The following is an 18,627-nucleotide window of genomic DNA, read 5'->3' as shown; positions in this document are numbered from 1 at the left end:
CCTCGACGGCGTTGATCTGTCCGTGGGGCGTGGCGAGGTCGTGACCTTGCTGGGGCCGAACGGGGCAGGCAAGACCACCACGATCGAGATCCTCGAGGGAATGCGACGGCCATCGGCAGGGAGCGTCGACGTCCTGGGGTCGGACCCCCTCCGCGCAGGGGACGCGTGGCGTGCCCGGGTGGGGATCGTGATGCAGTCGTGGCGAGATCATGCTCGCTGGAGTCCACGGGATCTCCTCGCGTTCATGGGCAGCCTTTACTCGGAGTACGGGACCGTTGCACGGCCGCGGCCGCGCGACGCCGACACGTTGCTCGACCTCGTGGGCCTCGCCGACAAGGCGGACGCGAAGATCCGCACCCTGTCCGGGGGTCAGCGGCGCCGGCTCGATGTCGCGGTCGGGATCGTCGGGCGTCCGGAAGTGCTCTTCCTCGATGAGCCCACCGCGGGGCTCGACCCAGACGCCCGGCGCGGGTTTCACGAACTCATTCATGCCCTGGTGGACGAGGAGGAGACCACGGTGCTGCTGACGACGCATGACCTTGGCGAGGCGGAGCGGTTGGCGGACCGGGTGGTCATCCTCGCCGGAGGGCGCATCGTGGCCGATGCCACCGCGGATGCCCTCGCCGACACCCTTGGCCGTGAAACGCAAGTGCGGTGGTCCCTCGACGGGCACGTTCACGTTCATGCGACACACGCCGCGACGCGTTTTGTGCGGGATCTGCTCAATGGGCCCGAGGGGAGTCGTATTGGCGGGCTCGAGGTGCGCAGGCCCTCGCTCGAGGACAGTTACCTCGCCCTGGTCGACTCGGCGCTCGAGGCGTCGATCACGACGGAGGAGGCGGCATGAGCGCCGTGTATGCCCACGCCTGGAATCGGGCCTGGAGAGAGTTCATTCTGAGCCACGAAGGCTCCCAGGATCAGACGTTCTATCTGATCGGTGCGCTGGTGGCACTGGGATTCTTGTGGACGGGGCGCGACCGAGACGTGGCGGGACTCGACATCGCCTACGCGTCGGTCGCGATGCCCGCCATTTTGACCATGATCGCTGCGATGGGCTTCACCATGGGGCCCATGTTCGCGATCGCACAGGAACGGGAGGATGGCACGGTGCTTCGCATGCGCAACGCGCCGCGGGGCCTCAGCGTCTACCTCACGGCGCAAGTCTTCCTCAATATCCTTGGCGCGGTGCCCATGCTGGTGGTGCTCATCGTCCCCGCGGTTGGATTTCTCGGTGCGCAGTCGGCGCATGGTGCCGTCGGCTGGATCGCCGCGGCGGGGTTCCTTGTGCTCGGTGCCGTGGTGCTCCTGTCGCTTGGCATCGCGCTGGGGTGCTTGGTTCCCGATGCGCGGCGAGCGGCCACGTGGGGGCTCATCCCGGTGGTCCTGATGATGGTCGTGTCTGGCGTCTTCAACCCTGTCCAGAACCTCTGGGGCTGGCTGCAGCCGATCGCACAATCGCTACCCCTGTACTGGCTCGGTCACGGCATGCGCTGGTCGCTGTTGCCTGACGAGGCTGCCTCCGTCGAGGTCGGGGGTCAGTGGCGCCCCGTGGCTGCGGTGGCCGTGCTCGCCGTGTGGGCTGTGGCTTCCGTAATTGCCGCGCGCCTCGCCCTGCGACACGTAGCCGCTCATCAGTCCGGATCGGCAGTGGCGCGCGCGCGGGACGACGTCGCGCAGGCGGCTGTCCGATGACGGGAACGGCCGCGTGACCCCGGCGGCAGGGGATCGGTCAGATGAGGTCTTTTCGCGGTTGCGCCAAGCGCGGATCGAGCGAGGCATCTCGCGGCGCGACCTGGCCTCCGCGTTGGGAATCCACTACCAGACCGTGGGATACCTCGAGCGTGGGGAGTACAGCCCATCGCTCGCGCTAGCCCTGAGGGCGGCAGAGATGTTTGACTTGCCCGTGGAAGCCTTGTTCTCGCTGCGGCCGTTTCCCCAGGTGGGGGACCAGGGTCACTGAGAGGCGCTCCAGCATCGGCCGATGCAGGAGGCTGCTAAGCGATGAGCCCGCAGTGCGCGAGCGCCTGGCGCAAGAGCGTGTGCTGACCGCCGAGCATGTCCGAGGCGACCTCCTCGCTGCCGGCCTCCTCGGGGCTGAGCCAGACGATATCGAGGGCGTTCTGGCTGGGCTCGCAGTCGCCGTCAACGGGCACCACATAGGCGAGCGCGACCGCGTGCTGGCGCGTGTCGTGGAACGGCGTGACGCCCTTGGTGGGGAAGTACTCCGCCACCGCGAACGGCACGGGCGAGGCGGGGATGCGGGGGAGCGCGACGCCGCCAAGGTCCTTCTCGATGTTGCGGATCAGGGCGTCCCTGATCCGCTCGTGATAGAGCACCCGGCCGGCGATCAGCGCTCGCGAGATGGCGTCGTCGTCCGCACGCAGCAGCAGGCCCACCTCGGTGACCTGGCCCGTGGCGTCCACGCGCACGGGCACCACGTTCACGTACACCATCGGCAGTTCGCCGCGAATGTGCTGAAGGCTCACGATCGCTGAGCCAGCCGGAGGGTTCGGGGGCAGGCTCCGCCATATCCGTCATGCCTTCCTTTGTACCGTGAGAATCCGGCGGTGGTCTCCACGCGCGCCGAGTCGTGGGAAGGTAGGCGGAATAGTGCCAGGGGTGCAGACGTTTCCCCAGGCGATCCAGGGGAGCAACTGACGGAAGGACACCCCTATGGCAACCGTTGACTTGACCACCGAGACCTTCGAGGAGACCGTCACCAAGGACGGCATCGTGCTGGTCGACTTCTGGGCCGAGTGGTGCGGACCCTGTAAGCGCTTCTCGCCGATCTACGACGCTTCGTCCGAGGTGAACACCGAGGTGGTGCACGCCAAGGTCGACACCGAGGCCGAGCAGGCGCTGGGGGCGCAGTTCGGCGTCACCGCGATCCCGACCCTGATGGCGTTCCGTGACGGCATCATGGTGTTCCAGCAGGCTGGCGCGCTGCCCGCGCCGCGGCGCAGCAGGTCGTGGACGCCGTCGCAGGACTCGACATGGACGAGGTCCGCGCCAAGGCTCGCCGAGCAGCAGGCGTAACACCCGTTTCAGCCGAAGGCCCCGGTCACCCTCACGGTGACCGGGGCCTTCGGCTGTGGTGATAGCGGCCGCAGGGTGCGCGCCGTCGGGCTACTTCCTCGACGACCTGTAGGCTCTCCAGGGCGCCGATGCCGCCGGCGATGGCGCCGAAGAGCACGGCCCCCACGGGCCACAGAATCCATGAGATGTGCCAGGCATTGCCCAGGAAACTCCACGCGAGGAACGCTGCGGTCAGGAGCGGCCAATAGAACGCCGCGATGACGCCCACGATGCTGTCCTCATCGTCGTCATCGCGCGCCTCGCCCGGTGCGCCGTCGGCGAAGGTCTCGGCGACCGTGGAGGACCACGTGTGGGGCAGGTACACCGCGAGGCCCGTCGCGACGACGGCGAGGGTGAGTCCCACACCTACCGCCGACCAGAAGTCGGTGTCGGCCCACTCCTCGGTCAGCAGGGAGAACGCCAGGACGGGCACTGCGGCAAGGATCCACAACGCGATGGCCACCTGAAGTGCGCGCGACCGCCGCGGCTCGTGCACTGCGGCATGAGTCTTGGCCCAGGCGGTGACCTCGGGGTCCGGCGAGAAGTCGCCGCTGTCCAGGCGGGCGTAGGGCGCGGTCTCGCGGCCAGCCGCGAGGCACAGCAGCACCCCCACCGCGACCAGGCTGAGCAGGACCAGGAGCCCGAGCATGCTCGCGGCGCCTTCGGACAGCGCCAGGTGGCCCGTCTCGGCAGCAACCGTCGCCACGATGAGCGTGATGGGCGACAGGACGAATAGCACGACGCCGGGGGCGATGCGGCGGCTGCTGGCGCGCTGCGCCGCGGCGAACGCCTTGGCCTCGTCGAGCGTGACCGGCGGGTACGCAGGCGACGTGACACTGCCGCCAGCGCCAGCGCCAGCGCCAGCGACGGCATCGGCAGGACCCGCATCGGCCCCAGAGAGAAGGGAGGTGATGCCAAGGACCGGGGCGACCTCCTCCAGGTTGCCGAAGTCTCGGATCACCTGGCCGACGGCCTCGTTCTCGGTGTGGCCCTGCGCGATCAGCGACGTGTAGGCGTCCTCCATCATGCCGCGCAGTTCGGTCTTCGCCTCCGCCATGCGGGGCGTGACCGGGTAGGCGCTGAACATGGTGTCCAGGTAGACAGTGATGACGTTCACGGTGTCCCTCCTTCGGGATGCTGGTCAACGAACCGATCCACGACCGTCTTGGTGTGGCGCCATTCCTCGGTCTTGAGTGCGACGTGGGCCAGGCCATCGTCGGTAATGGAGTAGTAGGTACGGGGCTTGCCGGTGGGTGAGACGCCGGGCGAGGCGACTACCAGTCCGCCGGACTCGAGCCGCTTGACCGCCGAGTAGAGGGTGGTCTGCTTGATGGCGTACTCCGCGCCTGAGACATCGGTGATGCGCTGGGCGAGGCTCGTAGGCGTAGGACGGGCCGTGGCGCAGGAGCGAGAGGACCATGAGGTCCACGTATCCCCGAATGGCGTCTGCGCTGATCACGGAGCCTCCCTTCCGATGCCGTCGATGCTACTTCTCGCATACTACGACAGATGTAGTACGCGTGTCGAGACATTGGGAGCGAGAGGCGTCCTGCGAGTCGTTGAGTGCGCGGATCGGCGCGAAAGTGGGCACTTAGTGACTCGCAGGGCGCAGGGCGCAGGGCGCAGGGCGCAGGGCGCAGGGCGCGCAGGGCGGCGCCGAAGTCAGGAAAGGGTGCGCGAGGCGGGACTTGAACCCGCACGTCCGAGGACACTGGAACCTAAATCCAGCGCGTCTGCCAATTCCGCCACTCGCGCGCGGGAACAAGGATACGGGGCGCGCGCGCCCGCGGTGCCCGCCACCCCACGTACCATGGACGGGCCGCAATCCGAGGAGGTCCCCATGCGCGTGCTTGCCGCCCTGTCCGGTGGAGTCGACTCTGCCGTCGCGGCCGCGCGCGCGGTCGATGCTGGTCACGACGTCGTGGGCGTCCACATGGCGCTGAGCCGCAACCGCGACGAGTTCCGCTCGGGCGCGAGGGGATGCTGCTCGATCGAGGACAGCAACGACGCCCGTCGCGCCGCCGACAAGCTCGGCATCCCGTACTACGTGTGGGACCTCTCCGATGAGTTTCACGATCTGGTGGTGCGCGACTTCCTCGACGAGTACGCGGCCGGCCGCACCCCCAACCCCTGCGTGCGGTGCAATGAGCACATCAAGTTCGACACCTTGTTGGAACGCGCCGAAGTCCTCGGCTTCGACGCCGTCGCCACTGGGCACTACGCGCGCGCCGTCACGCGTGAGGACGGGGTGCGGGAACTCCACCGTGCCCGCGACGCCGCCAAGGACCAGTCGTACGTTCTCGCGGTGATGGGACCGGAGAAGGCTCGCGCGGTCCCTGTTCCCGCTCGGGGACATGTCCTCAAAGTCAGAGGTTCGCGCCGAGGCGGCAGCGCGCGGCCTCGGGGTCAGCAACAAGCCGGACTCGTACGACATCTGTTTTGTGGCCGATGGCGACACCAAGGGCTTCCTGCAGCGAGAACTGGGCGAGCGTCCCGGCGACATCGTCGATCACGAGGGCGCCGTCGTCGGCGCTCACCAGGGCGCCTACGCGTACACCGTCGGCCAGCGCAAGGGCCTCGGCATCGGGCGTCCTGCAGCCGACGGCGCCCCCGCTACGTGACTGGGGTGGACACCACTCGCAACGTGGTGACCGTGGGGCCCGAGACGCTGCTGTCGGTCTCGACCCTCGTCGGCGACGCCACGGTGTGGCTCGCCCCCGACGTCGCGGCCGATGCCCCCGTGGCCTGCCACGCACAGGTTCGCGCCCACGGCGCGCCGACGGCAGGCACAGTGGTGAGGAACGGCGACAGGCTCACGGTGGAGCTCGACGAGCCGATGCGTGGGGTCGCCGCAGGACAGTCCCTTGTGGTCTATCAGGGCACCAGGGTGCTCGGCCAGGCAACCCTCGTGGGGCGTTCGCTGTAGCGACTCAGGGCACGGTGACGACGATCTTGCCGCGGGTATGCCCCGTCGCGAGGTCGCGATACGCGTCCGCCGCCTGCTCTAAGGGATAGGTGCGCGCCACCTCGACCCTGAGGTGCCCGGCATCGATCCACGTGGCGAGGGTCCGTAGGTCATCGGCGTCGGGTCGCACCCACACGTAGTGGCCGCCGAGTTCCGTGGCGGCCCGCGCATCGGCGATCGAGGCGACCACGCCCGTGGGAGCGAGGAGTGCGGCCGCGGAGTCGAGCGACGCTCCTCCGGCGAAATCGATGATGGCGTCAAAGCCATCTGGAGCGTGTTCGGACGCCTGCTCCACAAGGCTCGCGCCGTACTCGATCGGCTCGGCGCCAAGGTCGCACAGGTAATCATGGTTGGCGGCCGATGCGGTGCCCACGACGTGGGCGCCGAGGTGGCGCGCGATTTGCACGCCGAAGGTGCCGACGCCGCCGGAGGCGCCGTGGATGAGGACGCGGTGGCCCTCGCCGACTCCCGCGCGCCGCAGCGTCTGCAGTGCGGTGAGACCCGTCAGTGGCACCGCTGCCGCCTCCACGAAGGACAGGGACGTGGGCTTGAGCGCTGCCGTACGGGCCGGGACGGCGACGCGTTCGGCCAGCGTGCCCGCCCCGACGGTGTCCTTGCGCGCGTAGGCGAAGACTTCGTCACCCACCCGCAACTCGGGGGTGTCGAGCCCGGCCTGGACCACGACGCCAGCGACGTCCCACCCGGGGACGGCGGGGAACTGCGTGTCGAGCAGCCCCTCGAGGTGTCCACCCCGCAGATACGAGTCGACGGGGTTGATGGAGGCCGCCCTCACCTCGACCACCACGGTGTCGGGACCTCGGTGGGGCTCGGGGAGGTCGGTCAGGCTCAGGACGTCGGGGCCGCCGAAGGCGGAGTATGCGATGGCTCTCACCTCTGTCGCAACGGTGGTTCCGGCTGGCGCATTCCTGGTGGATGCGCCGTGGTGACGGCAACATCTAGTCTGGGACCGGTCCCAGGTGAGAGGCCCGTTTTGGGGCTTTCGCCCACCCGGTCGCAACGTTTCGATCACGGTAGGTCACGAAACGGTATCGAAACGTTTTGAAACGGCCGATCTGGATAGACAGCCCTCCTGGCCGGGGGTACCGTCATCTCGATTCGTGGGAGCGCTCTCACGCACGAGAGAGCGCTCTCTACTGCGAATCTTGGTCACATCCACAGGACTCACAAAGGAGTGAACGTGAGCCTTCACAAGCCGCAAGAAGACGCTGGCTCTCACCGCTGGTGCCGCTGTCTTCGCTATGACCATCGCTGGTTGCTCCAGCGGCGACGACGAGACCGAGGAGCCCACCAGGCTCGTCGTCCACGTCGGCCACCGAGGACGCGGGATCGGGCGAGCCCGTTACCCTCACCCTGGCCACCTTCAACACCCCTGGTTACAACAGTGTCGAGCAGCCCAACGCTGACTACGAGTACGACCTGATCCAGGAGTACATGGACCTCAACCCGAACGTCACCATCACCTACGACCGCAAGGCCGAGTCCGGTGACGCTCGCACGAACTTCTTCACGAAGCCTTGGCCCCGGTGGCCTCGCTGACGTCGAGATGATCGAGGTCGACTGGATGCCCGAGGTCATGCAGTACTCGGACCTCCTCGAGGACCTCACCTCCGCTGAGACCGAGGGCCGCTGGCTCGAGTCGAAGGTGGCGGACGCGACCGACGCTGACGGTCGCCTCATCGGCGCCGGCACCGACGTCGGCCCCGAGGCCGTCTGCTACCGCGCCTCGCTGTTCGAGGAGGCAGGCCTGCCGAGCGACCCCGAGGGTGTCGCAGAGCTCCTCACCGGTGACTGGGCCAACTTCTTCGAGGTCGGCCAGCAGTACTCCGACGCCACGGGCAAGGCATTCTTCGACTCCACCGTCGGCATCTGGCAGGGCATGATCGGTCAGATCAACCCCGCGTTCGAGGACGCCGACACGGGCGAGATCATCGCCACCGACAACGCCGACGTGAAGGCCGCTTACGAGCAGGCGACCGCCGCGGCGGCCGACCAGTCGACCGGCTTCACGCAGTGGGCCGAGGACTGGAACGCCGGTATGTCGAACGGTGACTACGCGACCATGCTCTGCCCGCCGTGGATGCTCGGTGTCATCGAGGGCAACGTCGGCGACGCCGCTGACGACTGGAACATCGCCAACGTGTTCCCCAACGGTGGTGGCAACTGGGGCGGCTCGTGGCTGACCGTTCCCTCGAACGGCGCCAACGTCGACGAGGCCAAGAAGCGGCCCTGTGGCTGACTGCTCCCGAGCAGCAGGCCAAGGCGTTCGCCAACGCGGGCACCTACCCCAGCCAGCCGGCCGCTTACGAAGACCCCGCCGTGGCCGACGCCACGAACGCGTTCTTCAACGACGCCCCGATCGGCACGCTGTTCGCCGACCGTGCGACGGCCGTGCCTGCCGCCCCGTACAAGGGCCAGTTCTACTTCCAGGTCAACACCGCGATCCAGGACGCCCTGACTCGCGTTGACGGCGGCACGGACGACGTGGCCACCTCCTGGGACAAGGCAGTGAGCGAGATCGAGGCGCTCGGTTAATCTCACCGACACCTCACGGACCGGGGCGCCCCTCCTCAGGGGCGCCCCGGATCCGCTCCCGTCACCACCCACGCCGCGACCGTCCGAAGGAACCTCATGGCAACCACTGAAGTAGAGCCCCGCCGCGCTCAGGAGTACACCTGGCGCGACAAGGCTCGGGCGCTGGGACGTCAAGGCGTCCCCGTACCTCTACATCGCACCATTCTTTATCGTGTTCGGCCTCACCGGCCTGTTCCCGATCATTTACACCGCCGTGATCTCGTTCATGGACTGGGACACCATCCGCAACACGGGTGAGTACCTCGGCTGGGACAACTTCCAGTACGTCCTGAACGACCGTCAATTCTGGATCGCGCTGCGCAACACCTTCTCGATCTTCCTGCTGTCCTCCGTGCCGCAGGTGATCATCGCGACCTTCATCGCGGCGATGCTTGACCACAATCTCCGGATGCGGACCTTCTGGCGCATGGGCGTCCTGGTCCCCTACGTGATGATGCCGGTCGCCGTCGCGCTGATCTTCTCGCAGGCTTTTCGCTGACACCTATGGCTTGATCAACCACTGGCTTGGCTTCATCGGCATCGGCCCCATCGCGTGGCACGTCGACGTCATTCCCAGCCACCTGGCGATCGCCTCGATGGTGAACTTCCGCTGGATCGGTTACAACACCCTGATCCTGCTGGCCGCCATGCAGGCCATCCCGCGCGAGGCTCTACGAAGCCGCCGCGATCGATGGCGCAGGCAAGGCCCGCCGCTTCTTCTCCGTGACGCTGCCGCAGATCCGCCCGACGGCGATCTTCGTCATCATCACGTCGACCATCGGTGGTCTGCAGATCTTCGACGAGCCGCGCATGTTCGACACCACGGGTACCGGTGGTCCTGACAAGCAGTGGCTCACGATCACCATGTACATGTACAACACGGGATGGGGTCAGTTGAACTTCGGCCGAGCCGCGGCAATCGCGTGGCTGCTGTTCCTGATCATTCTCGCTTTCGGCTTGCTCAATTTCTGGCTGACACGAAAGGCTCATCTCGTCTGATTCGTCCGGGAGCAAGTGATGGCGACCAAGCGCAAGGGAATGGTCAACCTCAGCCGACCGGGTTACTTCGTCTACGGGTCGCTCGCGGCGGTGATGATCGCCTCCCTGTTCCCGTTCTACTGGTCCTTCCTGATCGGTTCGGGAGACGCCAGCACCATCCGTGACCCCAATATGTCGTGGCTCCCCGGCGGAAACTTTTTCGCCAACGCCTCGACGGTCATCAACGCCGATGCGGTGAACTTCTGGAAGGCGCTGGGCAACTCGCTCATCGTGTCCACCACCGTGTCGATCACCACCGTGGTCCTCTCGACGCTCGCCGGCTACGCGTTCGCGAAGCCTGCGCTTCAAGGGCAGCAACTGGCTGTTCGTGGCCGTCATCGCGACCATGGCCGTGCCGGTCCAGGCTGGGCGTTGTTCCGCTGTACATCATCATGTCCCGCTACGGCTGGACGGGTTCGCTGTGGGCCGTCATCATTCCGGCGCTCGTCACCGCGTTCGGCGTGTTCTGGATGACCCAGTACATGCAGCAGTCGCTGCCGACCGAGCCGATTGAGGCGGCACGCGTGGACGGCTGCAACATGATCCGCACGTTCTGGCACGTCGCCATTCCTGCGGTCCGTCCCGCGGCGGCCATGCTGTTCCTGTTCACGTTCGTACAGTCGTGGAACAACTTCTTCTGGCCGTTCATCGTGCTCGACCAGTCGAACCCCACGCTGCCGGTGGCGCTGTCGATTCTGCAGGCCAGCCTACTTCGTCGACTACTCGCTGGTGCTGGCGGGCGTGCTGCTCGCCACCGTGCCGCTGCTGATCCTGTTCATCTTCACGGGTCGTCAGGTGGTCTCGGGCATCATGGCTGGAGCCGTCAAGGGCTAGCCCATGACACAGGCACCCGGCGTCCGCGCGCTCAATGGCGAGCGAGGGGGCGGCACTTCCGCCGCCCCCGCTCGCCGGGAGCATCAGAACGGTCCTACATGCGCCACGTCGCGCCCACCCTTGAGGCGGTCGCGGCGTTGGCAGGAGTGTCACGCGCGACTGTCTCGCGCGTGGTCAATGGCTCTCCCAAGGTCCATCCAGACTCGGCTGCTGCCGTGCGCAAGGCGATCGCCGAGCCTCGGCTACGTCCCCAACAGGGCCGCCCGCTCGCTCGCCAGCCAGCAGTCGCACGCGATCGCGTTGGTGGTCCCCGAGGACACCACTCGCTTCTTTGGCGACGTGTACTTCGCGTCCATCGTCGCCGGCATCAACGACCGGCTCGAGCAGTCGGACTATGTGTTGACCCTCATGGTCGCGGACCACGCGCCGCAGGGGAAGATGCTGCGCTACCTCGCGGGCGGCGCGGTCGATGGTGTTGTGGTCGTGTCGCACCACACGTTCGACACGTCCCTGTCGCGTATCGGGCAGATGCTGCCGATGGTGTTCGGCGGCCGCTCCGGGCTGCAGGGCGTCGACGGCTGGGTCGTGGATGTGGACAACGTCGATGGCGCGGTGACGGCCACGCAGCGTCTGGTTGATCGCGGCTGCACCAACATCGCCACCATCTCGGGCCCGTTGTCGATGCAGAGCGCGCTCGATCGCGTCGAGGGGTGGCGTTCCACGCTTCAGGAGGCTGGCCTCACACCGGGCCCTGTCATCGACGGTGACTACTCCGTCATCGGAGGGGCGCGCGCCGCGCGGGAACTGATCGAGACCTATCCCGAGGTTGACGGCGTTTTTGTCGCATCGGATCTCATGACCAGCGGCGCCATGCCGGTGTTCCTCGACCGCGGGTACGCGATTCCCGATGACGTGAAGATCGTGGGCTACGACGACAGCCCCGCGGCAAAGTCCTGCGAGGTGCCCCTGACGACGGTGCGCCAGCCTTCGGTCGAGATGGGACGTGAGATGGCAGACATCCTGTTGGACGTCCTCGCTGGTAACTCGGACCGTCAGCGCACCACGGTGCTGCCCACTCGGCTCGTGGAGCGCGAGTCGGCCTAGGCGTGAGGGGCGCCTTGGGGCGCCGCGCCACGACCGATGCCGGGGCCGAGTAGCGCCCAGGCGCGTTCCGCGAGGCGGTGGCGGTCCTGGCTCGGCGCGAGGCTGACGGTGGTCGCGACCATGCTGATGGCCAGCATGACGTCGTCCGCCGTCACGCCATCGGGGAGCGGCTCGGGCGAGGCCTCCCACGCGGCGACCACCACGGATCTGAGCCGTGCGGCAATGTGCTCCACCCTCGCATCGGCGCGCTCGGTGGCGATGAGCCTGAATGAGCGCGCTCGCGCCCTCGACCTGGTGGGTGACGAGGTTTGTCACGGCGCGCAGTGAGGCGTCGCCGTGCGCAGCGAGCGCTTCGATCTCCTCGATGTTCTCCTCGAACACGGCGACGGCGAGGGAGACGCGGTCGGGGAAGTGGCGGTACAGGCTGCCTTGTCCCACGCCGGCTCGCTTCGCGATCGCGGACAGGGGTGCGTCGATGCCGCGCTCTTCGAACTCCATGCGCGCGGACGCGATGAGTGCCGCCCGGTTGGCGGGTCCGGCGACGGGCCCACGGTTGGTCTTTGGGACCTTGGTCATGTGCCTAGACTAGACACCGGACAGTGTTGTCCGGTCTGACGTGCAACGAGGAGGCGCGCACATGGCAGAGCAGAAGTGGGACGAGGAAGTCGACCTGCTGGTCGCAGGCAGTGGAGCCGCGGCGCTGAGTGCCGCGATCGCCGCCGCAGACGAGGGACTCAGCGTCCTCGTGGTCGAGAGCACCGACCGATGGGGCGGCACCACCGCCATCTCGGGCGGCGGTCTGTGGATGCCCAACCACCCCGACATGCACACCCTCGGTAAGGAAGACTCTCCCGAGAAGGTGCGTGAGTACATGGACACCGTGATCGGTGACGTGGGGCCTGCGAGGCTCCGATGAGCGCCGCGATGCCTACATCGCCACCGTGCCCGTCGTCTACGAGGACTGGAAGCGACTGGGCATTCGTTGGGCACTCAGCGCCGACTACCCGGACTACTACCCGGACAAGCCCGGTGGCATGGATGGGGGCCGCGCCATCGAGACGGAGCCGTTCGACTCGAAGCGCCTCGGCAGTTGGTTCTCATCGTCGCGCGCTCGGCTCCCGGTCCCCATCAAGACCGACGACGTCTGGCTGCTCACGCGCGCATGGTCGAGCCGCGACGGCTTCTGGCGTGGCGCGCAGTTCGTGGGCCGCACCCTTCGTGGAGTCGTGACGGGCAAGAAGTACTACGGCTTCGGCGGCGCCTACACGGGCCACCTGATGGCTACGGCCAAGGACCTGGGCGTCGAGGTGCGGCTCCGCACCCCCATCACGGGAGTCGTGAAGGACGATGCCGGCGTGGTGGTGGGTGCCGAGGTCGCCACGCCCGCGGGGACCAAGCGCATCGGCACCCGAGCGGGCGTGATGCTCGGTACCGGAGGCTTCGCGCGCAACAAGGAATGGCGACGCGAGCACCACGGCATCGACGGCTACACCTCGGCCCCCGAGGGTGACCTTGGCACCGGCATCCAGGTAGGCATCGACGCAGGCGCCGACCTCGCGCTCATGGACGACGCATGGTGGGGTGCCTCCATTCTCATGCCCGACGGCGAGGCACAGTTCTCCGTGAACGAGCGCTCTGACCCGTACTCGATCATCGTCGACCAGTCGGGCCAGCGTTTCTGCAACGAGTCCGCGAGCCTACATCGATGTCGGTCACGCCATCCTCGAGCGCGACAAGACGGTGCCGGCCATCCATTCGTGGATGCTCACCGAGCGCCGTCACGCCCGCAAGTACCTCAACAACGTCGCCATCCAGGGGCTCGGGAAGGCTCAAGAAGGGCGGCACCGTGGTCGAGGCGGACAGGCTCGAAGAGTTGGCGGCCAAGGCTCGGGATGGACTGGGACGTCCTGCGGGCCACCGTCGAGCGGTTCAACGGGTTCTGCCGCACCGGTGTCGACGAGGACTTCGAGCGCGGACGCACCGCCTACGACAATTACTACGGCGACCCGTCACTCAAGAACCCCAACCTCGGCCCGCTTGAGAAGGGACCGTTCCGCGCCTTCAAGATCGTCCCCGGCGATCTAGGCACCAAGGGCGGACTGCTGACCGACGAGCACGCCAGGGTGCTGTCCACCGACGGTGTCCCCATCGAGGGTCTCTACGCGGCGGGCAACACCACGGCATCCGTGATGGGCCGCACCTATCCCGGTGCTGGCTCGACCATCGGCCCCGCCACCGTCTTCGGCTACCTTGGCGCGAAGCACGCCGCGCGCCGCCTCACCCCCTCACTGACGTAGGAGCACCATGTTTGGCAAGAAGGACAAGACGGCGCAGGCTGCGGCCTCCGCGACGGACGACGCCGCCACCACCAGCGGCTACCCGCCACTGAGCGGCGACACCAAGATCAAGGACTGGCTGGCGCACCCCCAGGGCGGACCGGTCCTGCGCCGCACGCTCGCCGAGGCGGGCCAGGATGCGTCGCAGGCGAAGCCCGTGCAGGGGTTTGCGATGAAGCGTCTCATCCCCATGAGCAAGGGTCAGTTCTCCGAGGAGAAGATCGCGGAACTGGTCGCCATGGCCGAGGCCTACGATCCCGCGTCGGCGGACCAGGAGCCTGCCGAAGCATCGGCCCAGGCGACGGTCGAGGAAGACGAGACCATCGAACTGCCCGACTTCGAGGAGAAGGTGACCGAGGGCCGCTTCTCGGGCAAGACGATCATCGTCACCGGGGCCGGCTCGGGCATCGGCCGCGCGACGGCGAGCCGTGTGGCCCGCGAAGGCGGCCGCGTGATCGCGGTGGACCTCAACGAGACGGGTCTCGACGAGTTCATCGGCGAGCACCCGAGCCTCGACATCGTGAAGGTCGTGGCAAACATCACCCGCCAGGAGGACGTCGACGCGATCGTCGCGGCGGCCGGTGAGGTCATCGACGGCCTGGCCAACATCGCGGGAATCATGGACAACATGACGCCGCTTCACGAGGTGAGCGACGAGATGTGGGACAAGGTCATGGCGGTCAACGCCACCGGCCTGTTCAAGTTGTCGCGCGCGGTGATCCCGCTCATGCTGGAGCGCCACGCGGGCTCGATCGTCAACATCACCTCGGAGGCGGGGCTGCGTGGCTCCGCGGCGGGCCTGGCGTACACGGCCTCGAAGCATGCCGTGGTGGGCATCACCAAGTCGAGCGCCTTCATCTACGGGCCGCAGGGGCTGCGCATCAACGCCGTGGCTCCCGGCCCGGTCATCACGGGCATCCAGGCATCGTTCGATTCGCCGATGGCCGCCAAGCGCATTCAGACGGCCATGGCAGTGCTGCCCACGCCCGTGGGGCCCGAGTCGCTGGCGGCGTCCATCGCGTTCCTGCTCTCGGATGATGGGCACAACATCAACGGCGTGATCCTGCCCTCCGACGGCGGCTGGTCGGCGGTCTAACTCCGGCGCACGGCACACGCGAAGGAGCCCGGACCGCATCACTGCGGTCCGGGCTCTTGCGCTTACAGCCTCGACGCAGGAACGTCAGCGCTCAGCGCTCAGCGCAAGACCCGTCAGTCGCGCACCACGACGGGCCGTGACCGGTGACCCAACACCACCACCACGAGCGTGATGAGCGCACTAAGCAGCATGCCCGCGCCGATGTGCCACTGCAGCAGCAGCGCACCGGTGCACGCGCCCGCGCCGATCAGCAGGATGGCGCCCATGCGGCGCTTCCAGAAATTGAGGCCCTCGCCTCCCGCCGCTGAGTCCGCCGCGAGCCCGGTAATGGTGGACGTGACCACCACGGTGGTGACGTCCTTGACGGCGATGTGGCGCGCGACCGAGGCCTGGAGGCCCATCGCGGCACCGAGCGCCGCCGTGACCGTGAGTGCCAGCGGCTCGGCGGGATGCGAGTCCACCAGCACCACCACGGCAGCGGCGACGAGCACCCCCGCCACCACAGAGAACAGCACGGTGGTCTTGTGCGACCAGCCGGCATCGAAGGTGCGCAGTGTGCGCCCGCCCACGGCGGCACCCGCCATGAACGCCACGAGCGCGATGATCGGTCCCACCACAGGGAGGTCGTCGACGCCGGTGAGTCCCATGCCGAGGATGACCACGTTGCCGGTCATGTTGCCGGTGAAGACGCGGTCGAGGCCGAGATAGCCGACGGCGTCGATGATGCCGGTCGAGAATGTCAAGGCCAGCATGAGGCCAAGGTGGGTCTTGGCGGGATCGCGGCGCAGTCGCTCGCTCATCATTCCTCCTGGTCGCGGCCGCGTGCTCCCGGCCGTCCAGCCGAGGACCGCCGGTAGTCTCGGACCAGAGTAGGGCACTCGAGCCGGGTGCCTGGGGAAGGGGACACGTGGGCGACTACGCAGGAGTGCTGCGCCGCGGCGAGGCAGTGGCCGATGCCACCTACGTTCCGGTCACGGCCGCGACCACGTTCTGGGGTCGCCTTCCCTGTGAGGCCGATGCCCCGATCCTCACCGTGGAACCCGGCACCCGCGTGGTGCTCGACACCCTCTCGCATGAGGGGCTGTTGCCGGATCAGGGCTCTGACCCGGAGCGGTTCTTCGCCTCCCACGGCGTGCCGAGCGACGAGGTGCTGGAGGAGGCGCGGGAGATTGCCGCATCGGCCGCCCGCGATCCCGAGCGTGACGGCCCTCACGTGGTGACCGGCCCCATCGCTGTCAACGGTGCGAGGCCAGGCGACCTCCTTGCCGTGACTATCGAGGACCTCACCCCGCGCGTCCCCTACGGCGTCATCTCCAACCGCCATGGCCGCGGGGCGCTCCCGGGGGAGATGCCCGTCGGCACGGGCAACGTGTCGGTTTTCACCCCCATTGCGGCCGATGCGCAGGGCACCTGGCGCGGCTGGATTCCCGGCCGCGAGGGTGGCCGTGCGGTGGCTGGCTTCCCGCTCGCGCCGTTCCTGGGCATCATGGGCGTGGCGACGGCGACGTCCGAGCGCGTCCACTCCGTTCCGCCCGGCCCTCACGGCGGGAACATCGACGTCAAGGAACTGACGGTGGGCTCGACGGTGTACCTGCCCGTTCAGGTGGCGGGGGCGCTGTTCTATGCGGGTGACCCGCACTTTGCGCAGGGTGACGGCGAGGTGGCGCTGACCGCGTTGGAGGCCTCGCTGCGTGCCACGGTCACCCTGGAGCCTGGTCGGTGAGCGCCAGGCGCTGCGTGCGTTTGGCGAGCCTTGCGGGGCCGCTGGGCGAGACCGCCGAGTTCCTCATTCCCACCGGTATGGACGCGGATCTCGATGAGGCGATGCGGGCGTGCGTGCGCCAGGCGATCGCGATCCTTGGTGCGCGGCACGGGATGGAGCCGCACCTGGCCTACGCTTATTTGTCCGCCGCCACCGACTTCCGCATCTCGCAGGTGGTCGACCTCGTTCAAGGAGTGCACGCCATGATCCGCAAGTCCGACTTCCAGGCTCATCAGGCATGACGCGCGTTCACGTGCCGGAGGGTCAGGAGGCGCCCGAGGACCTCTTGAGCGCGCTGAGTCTGTATGAGGCGGCGCTCGCGCAGGACGATCTCGACGTGCTGAGCCGGTTCTTTGTGGAAGGCCCGGATGCGCTGCGCGCGGATGCGGGTGGGCTGCTGGTGGGCCGCGACCAGATTGACCGGTTCCGTGGCAGGCGCGGCGGCGCCGGACGCCGCGAGGTGACCGACGCTCACGTGCGCATGATCACCGACGCCGATGCGTGGGTCACCACGGTGAACGCGCCCGACCGGGGCGGGCGAGGCATGGTGACGCAGGCTGTGGCGCCGCACCGGTGCGGTGGAGGGAGACGGCGCTACGCCTGGTGGGTGGGTGATTCACGCGGCACAGGTCGCGGCACCCGCGACCGCCTTCGACGCTCGCGTCTGGCGCGTGCTTGGCAATCCCCTCGCCCCCGGCGCGCCCTCGGGTGCGCTCGCGGGCCACACCGTGGCGGTGAAGGATGTTTACGCGGTGGTGGGACAGGCGATCGGTGGTGGCGTTCCCGCCTTCCTCGCCGAGGCTGACGTCGAGGAGGAATCGGCCGATGCGGTCGCCGCCCTCACGCGCTCTGGTGCCTCGGTCGTGGGGATCGCGCAGACGGATCAGTTCGCGTACTCGATTGCCGGTATCAATGCCGCGTACGGCACGCCGCCCAACGTGGCGGTGCCGGGGGCGATTCCGGGTGGCTCGTCGTCGGGGCCCGCGAGTGCCGTGGCGCAGGGCCAGGCGAGCATCGGCCTTGGCACGGACACCGCTGGTTCCATCCGTGTCCCCGCGTCTTACCAGGGACTTTGGGGTCTTCGGCCCACGCACGGCCTCGTGTCGCTGCGGGGGGCGTTGCCGCTCGCACCCTCATACGACACCGCCGGCTGGCTCGCCCGTGACGGTGAGACGCTGCTGGCCGCCGCTCGCGCGTCGCTCGATCCGGCCAGCCAGCGTGAGGTGGCTCGCGACGCCGCCGTGGTGTCCGGTCCCGTGTTCCTCGCGGCAGACGATGAGGTCGCGCTTGCGCTCGGCGACGCCATCGATGCGTTGAGCGCCGCCGAGGTTTTCACCTCGCTTGAGCCCGTCAATACTCCAGCGCCCGAGGACTTGTTCCGCATCTTCCGCTACACCCAGTCGGCGGAGGCGGCGCGCTCGTGGCAGGACTGGATCGGCGCCCACCCCGGAGCGCTCGCGGCCGATGTCGCTGAACGGTTCGCCTGGGCGGCGGCCGTCACGGCGGATGAGGAGGCCGGTGCACTCGAGGCGAGGGCCGAGGCGCGCAACGCGCTGGACCTCGCCCTGGGCGATGACATCCTGCTGCTGCCGTCCGCGTCCTCGGTGGCGCCCGCACTCGATGCGAGCCCCGAGCGGCTGCAGGCGGTGCGTGAGGCCACGCTCGGCATGACCGCGATCGCGGGGATCACGGGACGCCCGGCGTTGTCGGTGCCGCTCGTGGAGCCTCGACGAGGGTCCGGTGGGGCTGTGCCTGGTGGGCCCGCGCGGGTCCGATCTCGCACTGATCGAGACCGCGATCGCCTGGCTTGAGGCGTTGAAGGGCT

The 18,627-nt window shown here is 68.1% G+C and carries 20 protein-coding genes, 1 tRNA gene and 5 pseudogenes; 18 read left to right on the top strand and 8 right to left on the bottom strand.

From position 1 onward, the window contains the following. Positions 1–40: 40 nt before the first annotated feature. From QQK48_RS03700 to QQK48_RS03690, 3 genes are read left to right on the top strand one after another with little or no spacing between them, the layout of a single operon-like run. On the top strand, positions 41–847 hold the full coding sequence (locus tag QQK48_RS03700; protein ID WP_284329298.1) for an ABC transporter ATP-binding protein: 807 nt from the start codon (positions 41–43) through the stop codon (positions 845–847). Then, the gene (locus tag QQK48_RS03695) at positions 844–1,692 is read left to right on the top strand and encodes an ABC transporter permease (protein WP_284327515.1); all 849 of its coding nucleotides are present in this window, start codon (positions 844–846) and stop codon (positions 1,690–1,692) included. The genes QQK48_RS03700 and QQK48_RS03695 overlap by 4 nt, the downstream gene beginning before the upstream one ends. Before the next feature lie 13 nt (positions 1,693–1,705). Next, entirely contained in the window at positions 1,706–1,960 is a 255-nt protein-coding gene (locus QQK48_RS03690; protein WP_284327514.1) for a helix-turn-helix transcriptional regulator, read from the top strand. A gap of 34 nt (positions 1,961–1,994) precedes the next feature. On the opposite strand, the gene QQK48_RS03685 is transcribed toward QQK48_RS03690, so the two are convergent. After that, positions 1,995–2,486 carry a DUF4916 domain-containing protein gene (locus tag QQK48_RS03685; RefSeq protein ID WP_348523426.1) on the bottom strand — a complete coding sequence of 164 codons (492 nt, stop codon included), beginning with the start codon at positions 2,484–2,486 and terminating at the stop codon, positions 1,995–1,997. Positions 2,487–2,673: 187 nt separating this feature from the next. Between QQK48_RS03685 and QQK48_RS03680 the strand changes: the two are divergent. Further along, positions 2,674–3,098 (top strand): annotated as a pseudogene (locus QQK48_RS03680) (thioredoxin family protein). On the opposite strand, the gene QQK48_RS03675 reads toward QQK48_RS03680, so the two are convergent. The 3 genes from QQK48_RS03675 to QQK48_RS03665 form a co-directional block, all read right to left on the bottom strand. Then, positions 3,068–4,192, bottom strand: a complete 1,125-nt coding sequence (locus QQK48_RS03675) for a permease prefix domain 1-containing protein (RefSeq protein ID WP_284327513.1) — start codon at positions 4,190–4,192, stop codon at positions 3,068–3,070. The pseudogene QQK48_RS03680 and the gene QQK48_RS03675 sit on opposite strands and share 31 nt — an antisense overlap. Further along, the gene (locus QQK48_RS03670) at positions 4,189–4,407 is read right to left on the bottom strand and encodes a PadR family transcriptional regulator (protein WP_284329297.1); all 219 of its coding nucleotides are present in this window, start codon (positions 4,405–4,407) and stop codon (positions 4,189–4,191) included. Before QQK48_RS03670 ends, QQK48_RS03675 begins: the two co-directional genes overlap by 4 nt. A 341-nt stretch (positions 4,408–4,748) precedes the next feature. Further along, positions 4,749–4,830, bottom strand: a tRNA-Leu gene (locus QQK48_RS03665). An 85-nt stretch (positions 4,831–4,915) separates the two neighbouring features. On the opposite strand from QQK48_RS03665, the gene QQK48_RS21165 reads away from it, so the two are divergent. Beyond that, on the top strand, positions 4,916–6,001 hold the full coding sequence (locus QQK48_RS21165) for an MnmA/TRMU family protein (RefSeq protein ID WP_431308286.1): 1,086 nt from the start codon (positions 4,916–4,918) through the stop codon (positions 5,999–6,001). A gap of 4 nt (positions 6,002–6,005) precedes the next feature. Here the strand turns inward: QQK48_RS21165 and QQK48_RS03645 are convergent, their stop codons facing one another. Then, positions 6,006–6,932, bottom strand: coding sequence for an NADP-dependent oxidoreductase (locus QQK48_RS03645; RefSeq protein ID WP_284327512.1), 927 nt, complete (start codon positions 6,930–6,932; stop codon positions 6,006–6,008). A 672-nt stretch (positions 6,933–7,604) separates the two neighbouring features. Here QQK48_RS03645 and QQK48_RS03640 point away from each other — a divergent pair. From QQK48_RS03640 to QQK48_RS03620, 6 genes and pseudogenes are all read left to right on the top strand, one after another. Then, positions 7,605–8,297 (top strand): extracellular solute-binding protein, encoded by a 693-nt coding sequence (locus QQK48_RS03640; RefSeq protein ID WP_284327511.1) that lies wholly within the window; start codon positions 7,605–7,607, stop codon positions 8,295–8,297. Beyond that, positions 8,234–8,593 carry a type 2 periplasmic-binding domain-containing protein gene (locus QQK48_RS03635; protein ID WP_284327510.1) on the top strand — a complete coding sequence of 120 codons (360 nt, stop codon included), beginning with the start codon at positions 8,234–8,236 and terminating at the stop codon, positions 8,591–8,593. The genes QQK48_RS03640 and QQK48_RS03635 overlap by 64 nt, the downstream gene beginning before the upstream one ends. A gap of 151 nt (positions 8,594–8,744) precedes the next feature. Further along, a pseudogene (locus QQK48_RS03630) lies at positions 8,745–9,631 on the top strand (carbohydrate ABC transporter permease); the annotation flags it as partial. Between the two features lie 18 nt (positions 9,632–9,649). Further along, positions 9,650–10,504: pseudogene (locus tag QQK48_RS03625) on the top strand (carbohydrate ABC transporter permease). A gap of 98 nt (positions 10,505–10,602) precedes the next feature. Next, a pseudogene (locus QQK48_RS18975) lies at positions 10,603–10,683 on the top strand (LacI family DNA-binding transcriptional regulator); the annotation flags it as partial. Further along, the gene (locus QQK48_RS03620; protein ID WP_348523425.1) at positions 10,682–11,608 is read left to right on the top strand and encodes a LacI family DNA-binding transcriptional regulator; all 927 of its coding nucleotides are present in this window, start codon (positions 10,682–10,684) and stop codon (positions 11,606–11,608) included. The pseudogene QQK48_RS18975 and the gene QQK48_RS03620, both read left to right, overlap by 2 nt. On the opposite strand, the gene QQK48_RS03615 is transcribed toward QQK48_RS03620, so the two are convergent. Then, on the bottom strand, positions 11,605–11,841 hold the full coding sequence (locus QQK48_RS03615; RefSeq protein ID WP_284327509.1) for a hypothetical protein: 237 nt from the start codon (positions 11,839–11,841) through the stop codon (positions 11,605–11,607). The genes QQK48_RS03620 and QQK48_RS03615 overlap by 4 nt on opposite strands. A gap of 157 nt (positions 11,842–11,998) precedes the next feature. Next, positions 11,999–12,184 (bottom strand): annotated as a pseudogene (locus tag QQK48_RS03610) (helix-turn-helix domain-containing protein); the annotation flags it as partial. Positions 12,185–12,245: 61 nt separating this feature from the next. Here QQK48_RS03610 and QQK48_RS03605 point away from each other — a divergent pair. From QQK48_RS03605 to QQK48_RS03595, 3 genes are read left to right on the top strand one after another with little or no spacing between them, the layout of a single operon-like run. After that, a complete protein-coding gene (locus QQK48_RS03605) occupies positions 12,246–12,524 on the top strand; it encodes an FAD-dependent oxidoreductase (RefSeq protein WP_284327508.1) in 279 nt (92 codons plus the stop codon). Further along, the gene (locus tag QQK48_RS03600; RefSeq protein WP_284327507.1) at positions 12,496–13,905 is read left to right on the top strand and encodes an FAD-binding protein; all 1,410 of its coding nucleotides are present in this window, start codon (positions 12,496–12,498) and stop codon (positions 13,903–13,905) included. The genes QQK48_RS03605 and QQK48_RS03600 overlap by 29 nt, the downstream gene beginning before the upstream one ends. Before the next feature lie 7 nt (positions 13,906–13,912). Next, positions 13,913–15,040: an SDR family NAD(P)-dependent oxidoreductase gene (locus QQK48_RS03595; RefSeq protein ID WP_284327506.1), complete on the top strand. Its 1,128-nt coding sequence runs from the start codon at positions 13,913–13,915 to the stop codon at positions 15,038–15,040. A 113-nt stretch (positions 15,041–15,153) separates the two neighbouring features. Here QQK48_RS03595 and QQK48_RS03590 read toward each other — a convergent pair whose 3' ends face one another. Further along, positions 15,154–15,840, bottom strand: coding sequence for a YoaK family protein (locus QQK48_RS03590; RefSeq protein WP_284327505.1), 687 nt, complete (start codon positions 15,838–15,840; stop codon positions 15,154–15,156). A 107-nt stretch (positions 15,841–15,947) separates the two neighbouring features. Between QQK48_RS03590 and QQK48_RS03585 the strand changes: the two genes are divergently transcribed. Genes QQK48_RS03585 through QQK48_RS03570 form a run of 4 tightly spaced genes read left to right on the top strand, consistent with a single transcriptional unit; the run spans position 15,948 to position 18,613 of the window. Beyond that, positions 15,948–16,763: an acetamidase/formamidase family protein gene (locus QQK48_RS03585; RefSeq protein WP_284327504.1), complete on the top strand. Its 816-nt coding sequence runs from the start codon at positions 15,948–15,950 to the stop codon at positions 16,761–16,763. Next, positions 16,760–17,044 carry an acetamidase/formamidase family protein gene (locus tag QQK48_RS03580; protein WP_284327503.1) on the top strand — a complete coding sequence of 95 codons (285 nt, stop codon included), beginning with the start codon at positions 16,760–16,762 and terminating at the stop codon, positions 17,042–17,044. Before QQK48_RS03585 ends, QQK48_RS03580 begins: the two co-directional genes overlap by 4 nt. After that, positions 17,041–17,607: an AtzH-like domain-containing protein gene (locus QQK48_RS03575; RefSeq protein ID WP_284327502.1), complete on the top strand. Its 567-nt coding sequence runs from the start codon at positions 17,041–17,043 to the stop codon at positions 17,605–17,607. The genes QQK48_RS03580 and QQK48_RS03575 overlap by 4 nt, the downstream gene beginning before the upstream one ends. Further along, positions 17,531–18,613 (top strand): amidase family protein, encoded by a 1,083-nt coding sequence (locus QQK48_RS03570; RefSeq protein WP_348523746.1) that lies wholly within the window; start codon positions 17,531–17,533, stop codon positions 18,611–18,613. Before QQK48_RS03575 ends, QQK48_RS03570 begins: the two co-directional genes overlap by 77 nt. The last annotated feature ends 14 nt before the right edge of the window (positions 18,614–18,627 follow it).

It is taken from the genome of Demequina litorisediminis (assembly GCF_030161615.1).
Taxonomy (GTDB): Bacteria; Actinomycetota; Actinomycetes; order Actinomycetales; family Demequinaceae; genus Demequina; species Demequina litorisediminis.
This window is presented reverse-complemented; position numbering and strand designations above follow the sequence as displayed.

Bases quoted from the DNA above. Each gene is read 5' to 3' on its own strand.
- QQK48_RS03605 (WP_284327508.1), top strand. From the start codon at position 12,246: ATGGCAGAGCAGAAGTGGGACGAGGAAGTCGACCTGCTGGTCGCAGGC.
- QQK48_RS03575 (WP_284327502.1), top strand. From the start codon at position 17,041: ATGACGCGCGTTCACGTGCCGGAGGGTCAGGAGGCGCCCGAGGACCTC.
- QQK48_RS03595 (WP_284327506.1), top strand. From the start codon at position 13,913: ATGTTTGGCAAGAAGGACAAGACGGCGCAGGCTGCGGCCTCCGCGACG.
- QQK48_RS03590 (WP_284327505.1), bottom strand. From the start codon at position 15,840: ATGAGCGAGCGACTGCGCCGCGATCCCGCCAAGACCCACCTTGGCCTC.
- QQK48_RS03640 (WP_284327511.1), top strand. From the start codon at position 7,605: ATGATCGAGGTCGACTGGATGCCCGAGGTCATGCAGTACTCGGACCTC.
- QQK48_RS21165 (WP_431308286.1), top strand. From the start codon at position 4,916: ATGCGCGTGCTTGCCGCCCTGTCCGGTGGAGTCGACTCTGCCGTCGCG.
- QQK48_RS03695 (WP_284327515.1), top strand. From the start codon at position 844: ATGAGCGCCGTGTATGCCCACGCCTGGAATCGGGCCTGGAGAGAGTTC.
- QQK48_RS03620 (WP_348523425.1), top strand. From the start codon at position 10,682: ATGGCTCTCCCAAGGTCCATCCAGACTCGGCTGCTGCCGTGCGCAAGG.